The sequence below is a fragment of the Tautonia sp. JC769 genome (genome assembly GCF_040717455.1).
Lineage (GTDB): Bacteria > Planctomycetota > Planctomycetia > Isosphaerales > Isosphaeraceae > Tautonia.
The window spans coordinates 1-15,837 of the sequence record NZ_JBFEFH010000052.1 but is presented as its reverse complement, the minus strand read 5'-3'; the positions used below and the strand labels follow the sequence as shown (position 1 = coordinate 15,837).

Below are 15,837 nucleotides of genomic sequence, written 5' to 3'. Positions count from 1 at the left end.
CGCGTTGGTCGTCATGATGATGATCGTGTTCTTGAAGTCGACGACCCGGCCGACGTTGTCGGTCAGGCGGCCTTCTTCCATGATCTGCAGGAGCATGTTGAACACGTCGGGGTGGGCCTTCTCGATCTCGTCGAGCAGGACCACCGAGTACGGCCGGCGCCGGATCTTCTCGGTGAGCTGGCCACCCTCTTCATACCCGACATAGCCCGGAGGAGCACCGATCAAGCGGCTGACGTTGTGCTTCTCCATGTACTCGGACATGTCGATCTGAATCAGGGCCTCGGCCTCGCCGAACATGAATTCGGCCAGGCTCTTGGCCAGCAAGGTCTTCCCGACGCCCGTCGGCCCGGCGAAGATGAAGCTGCCGATCGGCCGCTTCGGGTCCTTCAATCCGGCCCGGCTGCGCCGCACCGCCTGGCTGATCCGCTTGACCGCCTCGCGCTGGCTGATGACCTTCTTCTGCAGCTCCTCCTCCATCCGGACGAGGCGTTCGGTCTCCTCGGCCTCCAGGCGGGTGAGCGGCACGCCGGTCATCTTCGAGACGACCTCGGCGACGACTTCCTCGTCCACCGTGCCGTCGACTTCCTTGGCCTTCTCTCGCCACTCGCGGGTGATCGTTTCCTTCTTCTTCTTAAGCTTGTCGGCCTGGTCGCGCAGGGCGGCGGCCCGCTCGAAGTCCTGGTTGGCGACGGCCTCTTCCTTGTCCTGGTTGAGCCGTTCGATCTGCTCGTCCAGCTCCTTCAGGTCGGGCGGACGGGTCATCGCCTTCAGGCGGACGCGCGCCCCGGCCTCGTCGATCACGTCGATCGCCTTGTCCGGCAGGCATCGGCCGGAGATGTAGCGATCCGACATTTCGACGGCGGCCTCGAGCGCCTCGTCGGTGATCTGCACGCGGTGGTGCGCCTCGTAGCGGTCGCGCAGGCCGCGGAGGATCTCCAGCGCCTCGCTCTTGCTCGGCGGGTTGACCACGACCATCTGGAAGCGGCGGTCGAGGGCCCCGTCCTTCTCGATGTACTTGCGGTACTCGTCGAGCGTCGTGGCGCCGATGCACTGCACCTCGCCCCGGGCCAGGGCCGGCTTCAGGACGTTCGAGGCGTCGATCGCCCCCTCGGCCCCGCCGGCGCCGACGAGCGTGTGCAGCTCGTCGATGAACAGGATCGTGTTCTTGGCCCGGCGGACCTCGTTCATGACCGCCTTGATCCGCTCCTCGAACTGGCCGCGGTACTTCGTGCCGGCGACCATCATCGCCAGATCGAGCACCACGATCCGACGGTCGCGGAGCAGCTCCGGCACGTTGGCGTCGACGATCAACTGGGCCAGCCCTTCGACGATCGCCGTCTTGCCGACGCCGGCCTCGCCGAGCAGCACCGGGTTGTTTTTCTGGCGGCGCGAGAGGATCTGAACCACTCGCTCGATTTCATTCTGGCGGCCGATGACCGGGTCGAGCTTCCCCTGACGGGCCAGCTCGGTGAGGTCTCGCCCGAAGCTGTCGAGGGCGGGGGTCTTCGACTTGCCGCCCTTGGCCGCGGCGCCGCCGCCACCGCGTTCTGCTTCGCCGCCTGCGTCCATCCCGTGACCGAGCAAGTTGAGTACCTCCTCGCGGACTTCCTCGAGCTTCAAGCCCAGGTTCATCAAGACCTGAGCGGCCACGCCCTCCTGCTCACGCAGCAGGCCAAGCAGCAAGTGCTCCGTCCCGACGTAGTTGTGGTTGAGGTTCCTGGCCTCTTCGATCGCGTATTCGATGACCTTCTTGGCCCGGGGGGTCTGGGGCAGCTTCCCCATCGTGACCATGTCCGGGCCCGATTGGACGATTTTCTCCACCTCGACCCGGATCTTCCGCAGGTCGACGTCGAGGTTCTTCAGCACATTGGCCGCGACCCCGCTGCCCTCCTTGACCAGGCCCAGCAGCACATGCTCGGTGCCGACGTACTCGTGGTTGAAGCGCTGGGCCTCCTGGTTGGCCAGCTGCATCACCTTCCGAGCACGGTCGGTGAAACGTTCGTACATCAGCGATCGACTCCGACGGCTGTCCGGCCCGGCCGGGGCCGCGCCGGTCCGGGGCATCCTCACGGGTGTTACGACGCGGTGCGACCGCTTGTTCTGCCAATCGGTTCGGACCGGCCCGCGGGACGCTTCCCGCGATCCGACAGTCGGCCCGAGGCCCCGCTCCGGTGCCGATGACTGTTCTTACTGCCAATTGTCGGCAGTCGTCCCCCGCATTTCAACCTCTGCGGGGTGGAATCGGGCCGCTCCGGGGCCGTCCTCCGGTCATTGCTCGCCCATCTGGTCCAGGGCCCGGCGGATTTCCCACCCCCATTTCGTGCCCCCTTCCAGCTCCAAACACTGGCGAAACGCCCGCCGCGCCTCGTCCGGCTGATCGATCCGCACGAACAAGGTCCCCAGGTGCATGTACACGTCGGCGTCGGTCTCGTCCATCGTCAAGATTTGCTCGAACCGCCTCCTCGCGTCGTTCCATCGCCCGCAGAGGTAATGCTCGGTGGCCTCCCGGTACATCCGCTCGATCTCGGCCCGATACCGTTCCGGATGGCAGCGCCAGACCCACCAGAGCGTGTACGCCAGGCCCGCCAGCCAGGTGCCGACGGCCAGGGCGGTCACGAACGTGGTCAGCGCCTGCGGCACCGCCTCGGTCCAGATCAGGTGCGTCACGATCGCCAGGTTCAACGTCCCGGCGAAGACGCTCGCCAGGATCAGGCCCATCACCTCCTGCCCCGACCACACTTGCGGCAAGCCCGGCCACAGGCTCAACGCGGCAATCCAGAATCGCCTGGGCATGGTTCGGCTCCTTCCGACTCGACCCCGTTTCGCCCGAGCCCCCCGATCCGGTCGAAGGCCCCGGCCCTTCCTTTTGGGACACTTGGAAGTCTAGCGAACCTCCCTCATCCAGGCAACCTCGCTTCGCGTCACCCCCTCCCAACCCTCGCCCCCTCGGGAAGCCGCCCCGCCAGGAGACACTGAGCCTCCCCTCCCAACCCTCGCCCCCTTCGGGGGAGAGGGTGGCCGCAGGCCGGGTGAGGGGGCCCCCGCCCGCACTCCCCGCTGTGCGAATTCGCCGAGGCCCCCGCACCCCCGACGGAATGTCCTGTCACCCGTCACTCCAGCGTCACCGTCTGCTCCAGGGTGCCCCCTTTCTCCGCCTCGAACCGGATCGTCGCCTCCCCCGACCCCTGCACGAACCAGCGGACCCGCTCGATCGACCGCCCGCCCACCCCGTCCGGGAACATCACCCGCTCCGGACCGTGCTCGACCGGCTCAAGCCGCCCGAAGTCCCTGTCCAGCAATCGGCCGCCCCCCAGCACGGTCAGGTCATCCCCCGCAATCGTCGCCCGATCCGGCAGGCCGATGTTCCGCCGCCTCGCCTGGGCCGATCGGGTCGGCAGGACCCGGGCGTTCTCCACCTCGGCCGTCACCTGATACACCCCCTCGCCGATCGCCTCGACCTCCACGTCTCCCCACCGCAGCAACGGCATCTGATCGGCATGGTAGAGCACGAACGCCGTGTTCCGGTGGCACAGCTCCTCCATCAAGAACGGCGGCGGCACCCGCTGCGACTCCTTCACGAATCCGCCAATCTCGATCGGCCCATACGTCGGATGATCGAACGGCGCCCACTCCACGAAGTTCGCCCCCATCATCAGGCGATCATTCGCGAACAGTTGCGCCTCCTGCCCGGTCGCCCCCACCGCCTGCTCCAACGTCGATCCCCCCGCCGGGCTCGGGCCGAGCAACTGGGCGTTGTTCCACAGCTCATTCGTGTACGAGAAGATGCCGAGATGTTCGTACGTCCAGTTCACGAACCCGCCGCGCACCGCGTACAGATCCTTGTAAATGATCCAGTTCCGATAGAACGGCAGGAGCCGCGCCCCGACCTCGCCGATCGTCCGGGCCAGGTTCTCATCCTCTCGTGGGTACTCACCGTCGCGGCTCGGATGCGCCGGGCCTCGCAGGATCATCCCCCCGGCGTTGTGGTACGATTGCACCCCGGCAATATTCGGCCGCTCCAGGATGAACTCCGCGATCGCCCGGGTTTCGGGCCAGCAGAGCGGATACGGACCCGCCCCCCCCTGGATGTGGCCCGGCTGCCAGTCGGCCGGCCAGTTGCGGTTCATGTCGTAACCGCCCGGTGCGTCCTCGTTCACCCGGCCGTCGCCGTCGTTGTCGATCCCCTCGTAGCCGAGCAGCTCGTAGCGGTCCCCCCGGACCTCCTGATCGGGCCGGATCGGCACCATCGCCCTCGGGTCGACCGGCGAGACGACAAACGGCCCGTCCGGGCTCTTGCGGCGCATCTGGGTGATTTGCCCGTCGCCATTCAGGTCGTCATAGCCGTCCTCGTCGCTCAATCCATCCCGGTCGTCGTCGATCGGGGCCTTGCCGCTTCTTGAGCTGTTCGTCGTGTTCGGCCCGTTGAACCACCAGGCTCGGCCGTCGGGGTTCACCGTCGGGACCACATAGAAGGCCCGCTGATCGACCATCTCCGTCACGCGGTCGAGCCTGCCGTAGTTCTCCGCCAGGTACCAGACCATGTACAGGCACGCCTCGGCCGCCTGCACCTCGTTGCCGTGGATGTTCCCCTCGCAGTAGAACGCGGCTTTGCTCGTATCAGGACCCGTCTCCGGGTTGTTGATCGTGATGCACCACAGATCCCTCCCCTCGAAGCTCTTGCCCGCCGAGGCCATCGACAGCAACTCCGGATGCCCCTCCACCAACGCCCGCATCGCCTCGACCAGCTCGGGATAGTCGTACAGGCGGTTGAACGCCAGCTTCACCTTCGGCTCGAAGTACGGGCTCGCCGCCTCGTCGGCCCGGCAAGGTCGCGAGGCCAGGACGCTGCCGGTCATCACGAGGGCGATCAGGATCAGGTGTCTCATAAGGTCGTGCCGCAAGTTGTGAGGGGTACGAATGATTGAACGCGAATGGATCGGCGTGTTTGGCTAGCTGCATGCCCAACCGAAGGCCAGCATATCCGGATGGTCCGGGCACCGGGTCAGGTGGCCGCACCCCACGTCGCCGAACATGAACGCGAGGTTGTCTTCCGAATCGATCTGGAAGACCGGATTCATGCGGCGTCCGCACGTCAGGCAGTCCGGATACTCGGCCGACTGGATCCAGAAGGGCCAGCCGCCCAGCTTGTCTCCCGGCACGCAGCGATTCAGGCCCGGGTCGTTCCAGTACGCCACCGGAAGCCCCGATTCGAAAAGCCCGACCTCCGGGCATTCGATCGTGATCCGATCGTATGCCCTCGACGACGGGTCATCGAAGCGAATCGAGAGGCCGAGCGATGCAAACTCCTCGGCGTGGGGATAGTCGTCGATCGGCTCCCAACCCGTGATGACCCGGGCGGGCAAGGACGCTTCGAACCGAGGCGCCAGGTCGTCCCGGGCCGGCCCATCCGGCCGGATGACCCGGATCAGATGGGCGTCCGAGAATTGCGACCAGCCCTCGCACTCCTGCTCACATTCCGGGTTCGTGTTGACGCAATAAAAGAATTGCAGGAGTCCCGAGCCGGCCGGCCCGCCTATCCCCTCGGGCAGTCGGCCCAGATCCAGTTGCAGGAACAATGCAGTCGGCTGGCCGCAGTGCAGGCAGCGGGGCCAATCCGCCCCCTCCGGCACCCAGGGCGTGCCCGAGAACTTCGAGCAGGGCATCGGACTGTCGCCCGCCTCGGTGATCGGCCGCCAGGCGAGGCGCCGGTGCCGATCGAACCAGGGGCCGAGCCGCTGGAGCAACGCATCGAGTTCCATCGGATCACCTCCCGGGTTCGCGAGGCAGCTCGACCTCCGCCACCGCCTTGCCCGCCCTGGGCGACGACGCCTCGATCGCGACCGAATCCACCCCCTCGGGGGCCAGGACCAGCCAGCGGTATTCCTTCGAGCCGCCCGAACCGGCCAGCCGATCGATCCGATCGACGATCGGCCCGCCGAGCAGCTTCGCCTCCCCCAGCACCGGACGCACGACGATCGGGGCGGCCTGCCGGGTCGTCACCCCCTGCGCCAGCGCCGTCGGGAAGTATCCCGGGTTCTCGACGCGGGCCGACACCTCGAACACGCCGCCGCCCCTAGCGTCGGCCTTCACATCGACGATCTCAAGCGTATTCACGCGTCCGGCCAGGTCGTTGAGGAAACGGTACTGCGCCTCGATGATCCCCTCCACCTCCTCGATCGGCGGATTCACCCGCACGCCGGGCAGCCAGCCGCCCACCTCGACTTTGCCGAGCGTCGGATGTTCGACCTCCTCGAACCCCTTGAAGGCCCGGCCTCCCATCACGGTGTCGTTCCAGAACAGCCAGCGTTTCTCGCCGTCGGTCGGGGGCCTCTCCTCCCCTTCCGCCGGCTCCGGCAAGGTCGGGCCGGGCCAGAGGGACGAGGCGATGGCCACCGCCCCGAACTGGTGATAGGCCCACTCGCTCATCGCCCCGTCGGTCGTCGCCCCCAGGGCCGACGCGTTCGTCGGCGCCAGGCCGTCGCCCGTCGGCTTAGGTTCCTTCGATGCCTCCTCCTTCGATGGCTCCGGTTCGTCCTCTTCCTCGTCCTTGTCGAGGTCGGCCACGAACTGGGCGAGCATCTTACCGCGCTCCTCGGGGGTCGCATTCTCAAACTCATTCATCAAGCGGTTTTGCTCATCGTCCGGGAACTTCTCGAAGGCTTCGATCACCCGGTTGCGGACCTCCTCCGACAAGCCCGCCAGCGGATCCGCCCCGTCAGGAATCGGGGCCGGCACGGGCGCCTCGGCCGGTTCATCTGCGTCGGCCTCGGGCTTCGACGCCGGCTCCTCGTCCTCCTTCGGCGGGGCGATGGCCTCGCGATACGCCTTCGAGAGGGCGACGAAGTACGGCAGGTCGGCGTCGGCCAGCTTCGATTCCGGCTTCTTCGGCTCGGTCCGGAGCGAGTCGTGCAAGGTGAAGGTCCAGACGACACCGATCTCGGGATGGTCGTAGCAGAACTGGATCAGCCCACGGACTTCCGGCTCGCTGGCCGGGCTGTAGCCGCTCTCGTCGTTCCACTCGGTCCAGGCGTGGGGCCAGTTGCGGTTCAGGTTCACGCCGCCGCTCGGGTCCTCGTTCCGCTCGCCGTCGCCGTCGAGGTCGGTCCCCTCGGCCGCTTCGGAGTAGATCGCCCGCTCCCCCTCGGCCTCCTTCGCGGGCCGCAGGATACGCGCGTCGTCCTCGTCGGGCACGAGCGTCGCCTCGGCGTCCTTGAACCTGATGCGGAGGATCAAGGCGTCGCCGTCCAGGTCGTCCGGCCCGTCCTCGTCGGCCTGGCCGTCGCGGTCCTCGTCGGTCGGCGTCAGGTTCGTCCGCATCGCCCGGCGAGGGGTCTCGAACAGCCGCTCGGCCCCGTCCGGATTGAGCCGAGGCACGACATACACCGTATGCCGATCGAGCAGGCCCGCGATCGCCTCGTCTTCCTCATCCGGATCGGCCAGCCGCTCGATCAGGCCGAGCGCCACCTGGCTCCCGACCAGGTGATCCCCTTCCAGGTTGGCCACGATCAGGACGGCCGGCGGCCGGTGGGCCGCACCGTCCTCCTCATCGGGACGCACGCCGAGGGTCACGAGCCAGACGTCCCGCCCCTCGCCCGACTCGGCGATCGACCGCACGGAAACGGCGTCGGGCTGGGCCTCGGCCAGCCCTTGCAGGCGCATCGTCAGGGCCTCGGCATCGAGATACCCCTGCGGCACGAGCGACGGCGCGGGAGCGTCATCCGCCCGGGTCGGGCCGGGCAGCGACAGGACGACGAGCGCGAGCAGGTGCGGGAGCGTCGCGAGCGCTCCGATCCGTTGGATGATCACGGTGCGTTCTCTCGGTGGCAAGGGCAACAGGCGGTCGATCGTCGGCGGAATGAACGAGTTCGGAGATCGACTCTAACCGGCCGAGCAGGGCGGAACCAGCCCCCGCAGTGGCCCGGCAAGACAAGCCGGACCGGGCGGCCTCGTCGGGGAGATTCGCGAGGTCTCCCCGAGGCCGCCCGGTGCCGAAGGCTCCCGAATGCTCGACGCTCGCGAGGCTCGGGTCGCGGCCGAGGTCGCGAGGGGTCGAGCACAGGCGCCGGAGATTGACCCAGGACGTTCGGTTCCGATCGGCGTCGGGTCGCGGCCGGGCCGATCGCTTCCGCGCGTCCATCAGGTCAATGGGGTGGGCACGGCCCTCGATTCGGTCGAGGGGCGGTGCAGCGAACCCACCGCCCGGCGGGGCCCTCGGCAGGTGGGGGTCTCGCGGTCGGCAGCGTCGATCACGGTGCGAGGATGTGCTCGATTCACAACTCTCAGGATGCGTCGTCGAGATGGTCGCGCGGCCAGCGGCCGTCTTCTGCTCCGGACTCTTGCTGATCGTCAGGCGGGTGCCCGGTCGCAGGAGCGGTCGGCCGATCGCCTCATCCGGGTTCGATGGGGCGAGGTGGCGGTCTTCTGATGAAAGTGGCTCGTCCGGGGTGTCCGGGTGGTCCGGTGCGGAGGCGGTCCGAGTCGCCGGGCCGATCGGTTCGGCCGGTTCGACCCGATCGGGCGGCGAGGCCGAGCCTGCCGCCGCGTCGTCGTCCTCGTCGGAGGAGCCGGTCCGGTCGCCGTCGGCGGAGGCTGCTTCCGGCTCCCGGGGGGTCGGCAGCTCGGGTCCGGACGGCTCGGGGGCCGGCGGAGGCGCCGGTCGGTACGGAGCCATCGGCGGCGGGGAGGCCGGGGCGGGGACGACTCCGACGCCTCCGGACATGGTGATCAGATCATTCAGATAGCTCTGCAAGTCCTGGCCATAGCCGACGATCCCCCCCTGGTCCGGCCCGATCGCGGCCTCGGGCTGCTGCGGCGGCGGCGGGGCCGGGGGAGTCGGCTCGGGCGGCGGCGGCTCGGGCGAGTGGTAGGCATCCCCCACGATCGACTCGGCCAGCTCCGCGGCGCTGGCTCCCCAGCGATCGTCGTCCTCGTCCTCGTCGTCGTTCCAGTCCTCGTCCTCGTCGTCGTCGTCCTCCTCCTCAGACTGAGCGGAATCCTGGCCGGGATGGTGCTCGGACCAATGCGCCTCGTCATCCTCGGTGTCGGGGCCGAGGGCGGCCGGGTCCTCGTCCTCCGAGGGGTCGGCCGAGTCGTCCTGATCTCCTTCGTCGTCGAAGTCGTCCGGGTCCCAGTGATGGCGAATCGGGTCGTTCGGATCGTCGTCGGGCGGGGGATCATCGTCTTCGGGGTCATCGTCGGGCGGTGGGTCGTCGTCTTCGGGTCCGTCGTCCTCGTTTTCCTCGTCGTCTTCGGGGTCGTCGTTGTCATCTTCCTCGGGAGGAGTGACATCCAGGTCGTCCGGGAAGTCGTCGATCTGCTGGCCGGACAACTCACCCTTCGGATCGGCGTCGAGATCATCCTCATCCCGAGAGGACGGCCCTTCAATTTTTTGATAAAAATGTTCTGATGTGTCGTATTGTGCTTCGTGTTCTGTCTCGGAGTCGTCGGACGTTCCAGGGGGATCGTAGCGTTCAGGCTCGGGCAGATCAGGCTCGTCGAGGGTCGCCGGTCCGAAGCCGGAGGACTCGGGTTCCGGCAGGGGTTGGGGATCAGGTCCAGGTTCGGGATCAGAGGTCGAGGGTTCGAGATCGCTTCCGGGTTCCTTCGGAGCCGTCGGTGGCTCCTCGATCGTCGGCGCGGCGGAGAGGTCCACCGGATCCGGTCCGAGGGGCAGGGGAGGCGCCTCGGGAGCGGCAGGGATCGGCTCAGGTTCGGGCTGAGGCTGCGGATCAAGGTTCGGGGTCTCGAGGACCCTCGGCTCCATCGCCACCGAGCCATCCAGCGTCTGGGGGCCTTCGGGCGAGCCGTCGGGGTCGGCGTTCGGGTCGGTCGAGAGCGGGGTCTCCTGCCGGACGAACTGGTTCGGGCCGACGCGGACCCAGGCGACCTCGGTCGGCGGTTCGGGCGGCGGCTCGGCCTTCTTGCGGCGTCGGCGTCGGGTCTTCGGCGCGGGGGTCGGGGGCGCCGGCTCGGCCGATGCCTCGGGCGTCGGCTCGGACGAGGCCGGGGGTTCGGTCGGCTCGGGGTCGTCGAGGGTGGCGGCCTGCTTCCGGCGGGCGAACCAGCCCCGGACGGCGGACGGTTGAGGCTCCCTGGGGTCCGGTTCCGGGGCCGCGGCCGAGGGCTCGGGGACCGGGTCGGCCTGGGCCGGATCGACCCGGCGCCGCATGCCGAAGCGGCTTCGCCTGGCCGGAGGCTCGGCGGGTGCGGGCGGTTCGGGCTCTGGCGACGGGGCGGGAGGGGGGATCAGGCGGTCGGCGGTCTGGAGGCCCGCCCCGGAATCGGCCCCGGCGTCGCCGGTGGCCCTGGTGCGGGGGCCGCCCCGGGGTCCGAGCAGGATCCAGGCCATCAGGATCAGGTAGGGGGGGACGAACCAGGCGTTGACGCGGGCGACGGCCAGGCTGGTCACGGCGATCAGGGCCACCAGGCCCGCCACCGCGACCCAGCGCAGTCGCCTCGTCGAGACCGGCGGAGCCCCCGTCCTGGGGGCCGTCGGCCCGGCATCAAGCGCCGGATCATCGCCGCGTCGTTCGGCTTCCAAGGTCCTGACCGCTCCCTCGGTTCAAGTCCGGAAGCCCGGCAACCGGGCACCCGGACGACGCCTCCGCGTCTCGTTCGACCGTCCGAACGGGCATGATGGCCGAGATGCTCCCGATCGTCCAGGGAGGTTTCGGGCTTCGGCTCCTTTGTCAAGACGGGGGAAGAGGTTGCGTCACGATTCAGGTGCGGGCGGCGTGCAGGAGGCGGTCGGCCCCGAGGGCCCTCAGGTCGGCGGCGACCCGCAGGCCGAGCCCCTCGGGGTCGTCCCGCGGGCCGGTCCACGAGGCGTCGATCCGCTCTCGGCCGTCGGGGTCGAAGACGGCCACATCGAGGGCCAGCAGGTCGCCCTCGACCTGGCGGCCCCAGGCGGCGAGGGGGACCATGCAGCCCCCCTCCAGCTCGGCCAGGCAGGCCCGCTCGGCCAGCACGGCGCGGCGGGACGGGAGATGATCGAGCGGGGCGAGCACGGCCAGCGTCGCCTCGTCGTCGCCCCGGCACTCGATCCCGAGCGCCCCCTGACCGACCGCCGGCAGGAAGACCGGGGGGCCGAGCCGCTCGGTGATCTGCCCGTCGAGCCCCAGGCGATGCAGGCCCGACATGGCCAGGACGACCGCGTCCAGCTCGCCGCTCGTGGCCTTGGCCAACCGGGTTTCGACGTTGCCACGGATGCCGACGACGTTCAGGTCGGGCCGGGCGTGGCGGAGCATCGCCTGGCGGCGGAGCGAGCCGGTGCCGACGGTCGCCCCTTCGGGGAGGGCGTCGAGGGTCCGGTGCCGGGGGGCGATCAGGGCGTCGGCCGGGTCTTCGCGATCGGGGACCGCGCCCAGGGTCAAGGCGTCGGGGCCTCGGGTGGGGAGGTCCTTGAGGCTGTGGACGGCCAGCTCGACCTCGTGGTCGAGCAGGGCCCGCTGGATCTCCTTGGTGAACAGGCCGGTGCCGCCGGAGGAGGCGCCGGCGATCTGGGCCAGGGGAGAGTTGCGGTCGCGGTCGCCCCGGGTCCGGATCTCGACCAGCTCGACGCGGAGGCCGGGGTGGGCCGCCCGCAGGCGATCGGCGACCCAGTCGGCCTGCCAGCGGGCCAGGGCGCTGCCACGTGTCCCGATCCGTACCACCGATGCCCCGTCCATCGCTCACCCTCTCCCTTCGGCGCGGCCGATGACGACGGCCACGACCGAACCGACACCCGCTCGCTTCAGGGCCCGACTGGCGGCGGAGCAGGTGGCGCCGGTGGTCAGGATGTCATCGACCAGCAAGACCGGCGCGCCGGCCAGCGACGCCAGGCGTCGCCGATGGGCCTGGAAGGCCCCCCGCATCTGCCGGTGCCGCTCGACCCGACCGGCCCGCCAGAGGGCCGAGGTCGGCCGGACGCGCCGCAAGCCTCGAACCATCGGCAGGCCGAGCCGATCGGCGAGGGCCTGGGCCAGCGCCTCCGCCTGATTGTACCGGCGTTGCCAGTGTCTGAACGGGTGCAAGGCGACGGGCACGACGGCCCGGGCGTCGGCATATGCCAGCTCCTCGGCCCGGGCTTCGACCAGGATGTCGATTAGCTGGGGGGCGAGCCAGGCCCCCCGGGCCGACTTCAGGCGGAGGCAGAGGTGGCGGATCGGGCCGTGATAGGGGCCGATGGCCAGGGCGGCATCGAACCCGAGGCGGCGGCCCGAGCAGTCGCCGCAGCCGTCCTCCCGGGTGGCGAAGGGGCCGACCGGCAGGGCGCAGCGGCGGCAGGCCGGCCCGGCGGCGTCGAGCAGCTCGTCGCGGCAGTCGTCGCAGAGGCCGGCCGAGGCACGATCGGCACCGGCCCAGGAGTCGCAGACGAGGCAGGAGCCGGGGAACGCCAGCCCCCCGAAGGCCCGACCAAGCTGTTCTCGGAGGACCCGCAAGGCCGGCGACCCGAGCGGCCCGGAAGCTCGATCGTCGTCCATCGCCGGGCGGCTCCGAAGGGAGGCAAGGTCGGGCAGCGTCGAGGCCCCGGAGACCGCCCCCGGGATTGGCCTTGCGTCGGGAACCATTCTGACGAGGGACGCCGGATCGCGGTAGGGGCGTGCCCCGGTTCGTGAGGGATGGGATCGAGGGCGACGCGACGGCGGGAGCGGGAGGGGGCCGGGACCGCCGGCGCCCGGCGCCGATGCGGTCCCGGTGATGCCGGGCAGGAGGTCACGATTGCGGGTTGTCCCCCGACTCCTCTTCCGATTCCGAGCCGTTGCCCGAGGGGGTCTCGGAGGAGCCGTCGTCGGAGGGAGTCTCCGACTCGTCCGCCGAGCCGTCGTCGGAGGTGTTGTCCGGCAGGGCCGGCTCGACGTTCGGCTCGTCGCCGGATTCGGGGGCCGCGTCGTTGGGCATGGCCGCTTCATCGCTCGGGGGAGCGGCCGGCTCGTCGGCCAGGGCGGCCTCGTCCACGGGGGTGCCGGGCACGTCGACGGTCGGCGTGGTGGGGTTCTGGTTCTCGATCCGGGCGCCCTCGGCCGGGCTGGCGACGTTCTCCTCGGGGGCGGGTTGGTCGCCGCAGCCGACGAGGACGAGCAGGCTCAGCGCGAGTCCGAGATGAGTCGTAAGGCGGATCATGAGAATGCTCCTGGATTGGTTGAAAGGTTCATTTCGTCAAGGACCAGGTGGGAGGCCAAGGGGCTGCAATCACTGTGCCAGGAATTCAGGAGGACGGCGGGCGTTGGCCCGAGCGGAGATACGGCTCGAGCTGCGATCGGAGTTCCATGCGGGCCCGGGCGAGGAGGGACTTGACGGCGGCCTCGGATCGGTTCATCACGGCGGCGATCTCGGCGTAGCTCATCTCCTCGAACTTGTTGAGCAGGACGGCGAGGCGCTGGTCGTCGCCGAGGGAGCCGACGGCCTCGCGGACGACCTCGCCCAGCTCCGACTGGCGGAGCTGGCCCGAGGCGGTGCCGCCGGGGGCGGCCACCCGCTCGGCGGCGGGCAGGCCGGGGCGGCTGTCGGTGCCGGTGTCGAGCGACCCGGCCGGGCGTCGTCCCTTGCCGCGCAGGTGGTTCAGGGCCAGGTTGTTGGCGATCGTGAACATCCAGGTCGAGAACCTGGCCTGCGGCTTGTACCCCTTGCGGGCGCGATAGATGCGGAGGAAGACCTCCTGGGCGAGATCCTCGGCGTCGGCGGCGTCGCCGACGAGGTGGGCGAGCACCGCGATCAGGCGGTCCTGGTAGCGGCGGACGAGCACCTCGAAGGCCCCCTGCACGTCGTCCCGGACCTGGAGCATCAGGCGCGTGTCGGGATCCTGGGCCAGGAGCTGCTGCTCGAGGTGATGCGTCTGGGTCTGGGTCTGGGTCGGGCCGCCGTTGGATGCCACGGGGTCGGTCCCTCCGGAGGTCCGGTCGCGGTAAGAACGATTGATGGATTGATGAGTCGGGTGCGTGAGATCGGGGCGCCTGCCCGGCGAGGCGGTCGGATCAGGACGGGCCGAGGGGGACGAGGCCCGGGCGGTTCGGGTCGGGCTGCAGGCGTCGGCGGAGCTGGCCGCAGGCGGCGTCGATCTCGCGGCCCTTGGTCTTGCGGACGCTGACGCTGACCCCGCGATCCCGGACGATCCGCTCGAAGCGGCGGACCGACTCGGCCGACGGCCGCTGGTACGGCAGGCCGGCGACCGGGTTGTAGGGGATGACGTTGACGTGGGCCTTGCGGCCGCTGAGGAGCCGGCCGAGCGCCTCGGCATGCTCGGGGCGGTCGTTCAGGTCGGCGAGGAGGACGTACTCGAAGGTCACCTGCCGGCCGCTCCGTTGGAAGTAGGCGTCGGCGGCGTCCATCACGGCATCGAGCCCCACCTTGGCGTTGATCGGCACGAGGAGGTCGCGGAGTTCCGGGGTCGGGGCGTGCAGGGAGACGGCCAGGTGGTACTGGCGGTCCAGCTCGGCCAGCTTGCGCATCTTCTCGGGCAGGCCGACGGTCGAGATCGTCACCCGGCGCTGGCCAAAGTTGAGCCCTTCGGGCGAGCAGAGGCGGTCGAGGGCCGGGATCAGGTGGTCGAGGTTGGCCAGGCTCTCGCCCATGCCCATGACGACGAGGTTCGTCAGCCGGTCGTCGGGGGGCAGGAGGTTCCGGAGGCGGAGGACCTGTTCCAGGATCTCGGCGGTGGTGAGGTTCCGCTCGACCCCTTTGAGGCCGCTGGCGCAGAAGACGCAGCCCATGCCGCAGCCGACCTGCGAGCTGATGCAGACGGTCCGGCGGTCGGCCTCGGCCATGAGGACGCACTCGATCGTGCGGCCGTCCTGGCAGCGGAGCAGGAGCTTGTCGGTGCCGTCGGGGGAGACGTGGTGGTGGGCGATCTCGGTGCCGAAGACGGCCCACTCGGCGTCGAGTTCGGCGCGGAGCGACTTGGGCAGGTCGCTCATCGTCTCGAACGACTCGGCCCGGCGGTCGAAGGCCCAGCGCACGACCTGGCGGGCCCGGTAGGTCGGGTGGCCGTGGTCGGTCATCCAGGCGCTGAGGTCGGCGGTGGAGGCGTCGAGCAGGGGGCGTTTCATGGGGACTCGTCGGGGGAAATCGCGAGGGCGCGGAACTCGGGAACCTTGCTTGGATTATCGCATGGCAGAGGCCCGGCGAGAAGTCGGAACGTCGGGCGAGGTTGGGGGGGCCGGGGAGCCCGGTGAGGGGACTTCGCGCGGAGCCGCGGGGCAGGGAGCGGCAGGGGGGCTCCGACAGGATCATGGCTCGCTCCGCCCGTCGAGCCCGGGGATTCGGGCGAGAGCGCTCGGGGCGACACCGCCGGGTTCGGGCGATCCGCGGCCCGGGCGGAGGGGCCGGGAGGGGTCGGCCAGGGCGCCCCTGGCGGCTGCTTGCTCCGGGCCTGCGCACTGGGCCGGGGGGGGATCGGTGCGCTGGTCGTCGCCGGGGAGAGGGGAAGGAGGGGTGTCGTGCAAGGGGTTTGTCCGGTGGGAGTTATGTCCGCCCTTCGGTTCGGTGCGCGGGGGGGAAATGGGTTCGCTCCGTCGCGAGGGATCGTGCGGTGAGCGGGGATTGGGACCGGGTTCGGGAGGCTCGGGTTCGGGAGGTGAGGGCGGTCGATGGGGGGAGAGTGCCGGGGGGGAGGAGGTATCGTCGAGCGGGGCGGAGGGGACGGGAGGGGGGTCGTCGGTGAGTGCAGGGGAGCGGTCGGCGAGAGGTCGCTGGGCGAACAGGAGGCGTAAGCGGGCGTAAATCTGGCGTCTACTGGTGGTTGTTCGTTTCGGTACGCTGCGGTGGCAGCCCCCTCACCCGGCCTGCGGCCACCCTCTCCCCCGCAATCGGGGGCGAGGGTTGAGAGGGCTCGCTCGTCAGGAGAGGCCGATCCGTGTCTGG

The 15,837-nt window shown here is 69.9% G+C and carries 11 protein-coding genes; all 11 read right to left on the bottom strand.

All coding sequences use genetic code 11. The annotated features are described in order from the left end of the window. Positions 1–2,007: ATP-dependent Clp protease ATP-binding subunit (locus AB1L88_RS26650; protein WP_367099763.1), on the bottom strand; the 2,007-nt coding region annotated here is incomplete at its 3' end. A gap of 261 nt (positions 2,008–2,268) precedes the next feature. Then, positions 2,269–2,793, bottom strand: coding sequence for a hypothetical protein (locus AB1L88_RS26645; RefSeq protein WP_367099762.1), 525 nt, complete (start codon positions 2,791–2,793; stop codon positions 2,269–2,271). Between the two features lie 317 nt (positions 2,794–3,110). Then, positions 3,111–4,886, bottom strand: a complete 1,776-nt coding sequence (locus AB1L88_RS26640; protein WP_367099761.1) for a M14 family metallopeptidase — start codon at positions 4,884–4,886, stop codon at positions 3,111–3,113. Positions 4,887–4,949: 63 nt separating this feature from the next. Continuing rightward, entirely contained in the window at positions 4,950–5,759 is an 810-nt protein-coding gene (locus AB1L88_RS26635) for a DUF1963 domain-containing protein (protein ID WP_367099760.1), read from the bottom strand. A gap of 4 nt (positions 5,760–5,763) precedes the next feature. Then, the gene (locus AB1L88_RS26630) at positions 5,764–7,806 is read right to left on the bottom strand and encodes a M14 family zinc carboxypeptidase (RefSeq protein ID WP_367099759.1); all 2,043 of its coding nucleotides are present in this window, start codon (positions 7,804–7,806) and stop codon (positions 5,764–5,766) included. Next, positions 7,715–10,540: a hypothetical protein gene (locus AB1L88_RS26625; RefSeq protein WP_367099758.1), complete on the bottom strand. Its 2,826-nt coding sequence runs from the start codon at positions 10,538–10,540 to the stop codon at positions 7,715–7,717. The genes AB1L88_RS26630 and AB1L88_RS26625 overlap by 92 nt, the downstream gene beginning before the upstream one ends. Before the next feature lie 178 nt (positions 10,541–10,718). Beyond that, entirely contained in the window at positions 10,719–11,666 is a 948-nt protein-coding gene (gene hemC, locus AB1L88_RS26620) for a hydroxymethylbilane synthase (RefSeq protein ID WP_367099757.1), read from the bottom strand. 3 nt (positions 11,667–11,669) lie between these two features. Beyond that, positions 11,670–12,461 (bottom strand): double zinc ribbon domain-containing protein, encoded by a 792-nt coding sequence (locus AB1L88_RS26615; RefSeq protein WP_367099756.1) that lies wholly within the window; start codon positions 12,459–12,461, stop codon positions 11,670–11,672. 232 nt (positions 12,462–12,693) lie between these two features. Next, on the bottom strand, positions 12,694–13,101 hold the full coding sequence (locus AB1L88_RS26610) for a hypothetical protein (protein WP_367099755.1): 408 nt from the start codon (positions 13,099–13,101) through the stop codon (positions 12,694–12,696). Positions 13,102–13,186: 85 nt separating this feature from the next. Next, positions 13,187–13,852: a sigma-70 family RNA polymerase sigma factor gene (locus AB1L88_RS26605; protein WP_367099754.1), complete on the bottom strand. Its 666-nt coding sequence runs from the start codon at positions 13,850–13,852 to the stop codon at positions 13,187–13,189. A 100-nt stretch (positions 13,853–13,952) separates the two neighbouring features. Next, complete coding sequence (gene rlmN / locus AB1L88_RS26600) at positions 13,953–15,023, bottom strand: 23S rRNA (adenine(2503)-C(2))-methyltransferase RlmN (protein WP_367099753.1); 1,071 nt, start codon at positions 15,021–15,023, stop codon at positions 13,953–13,955. Positions 15,024–15,837: the final 814 nt, after the last annotated feature.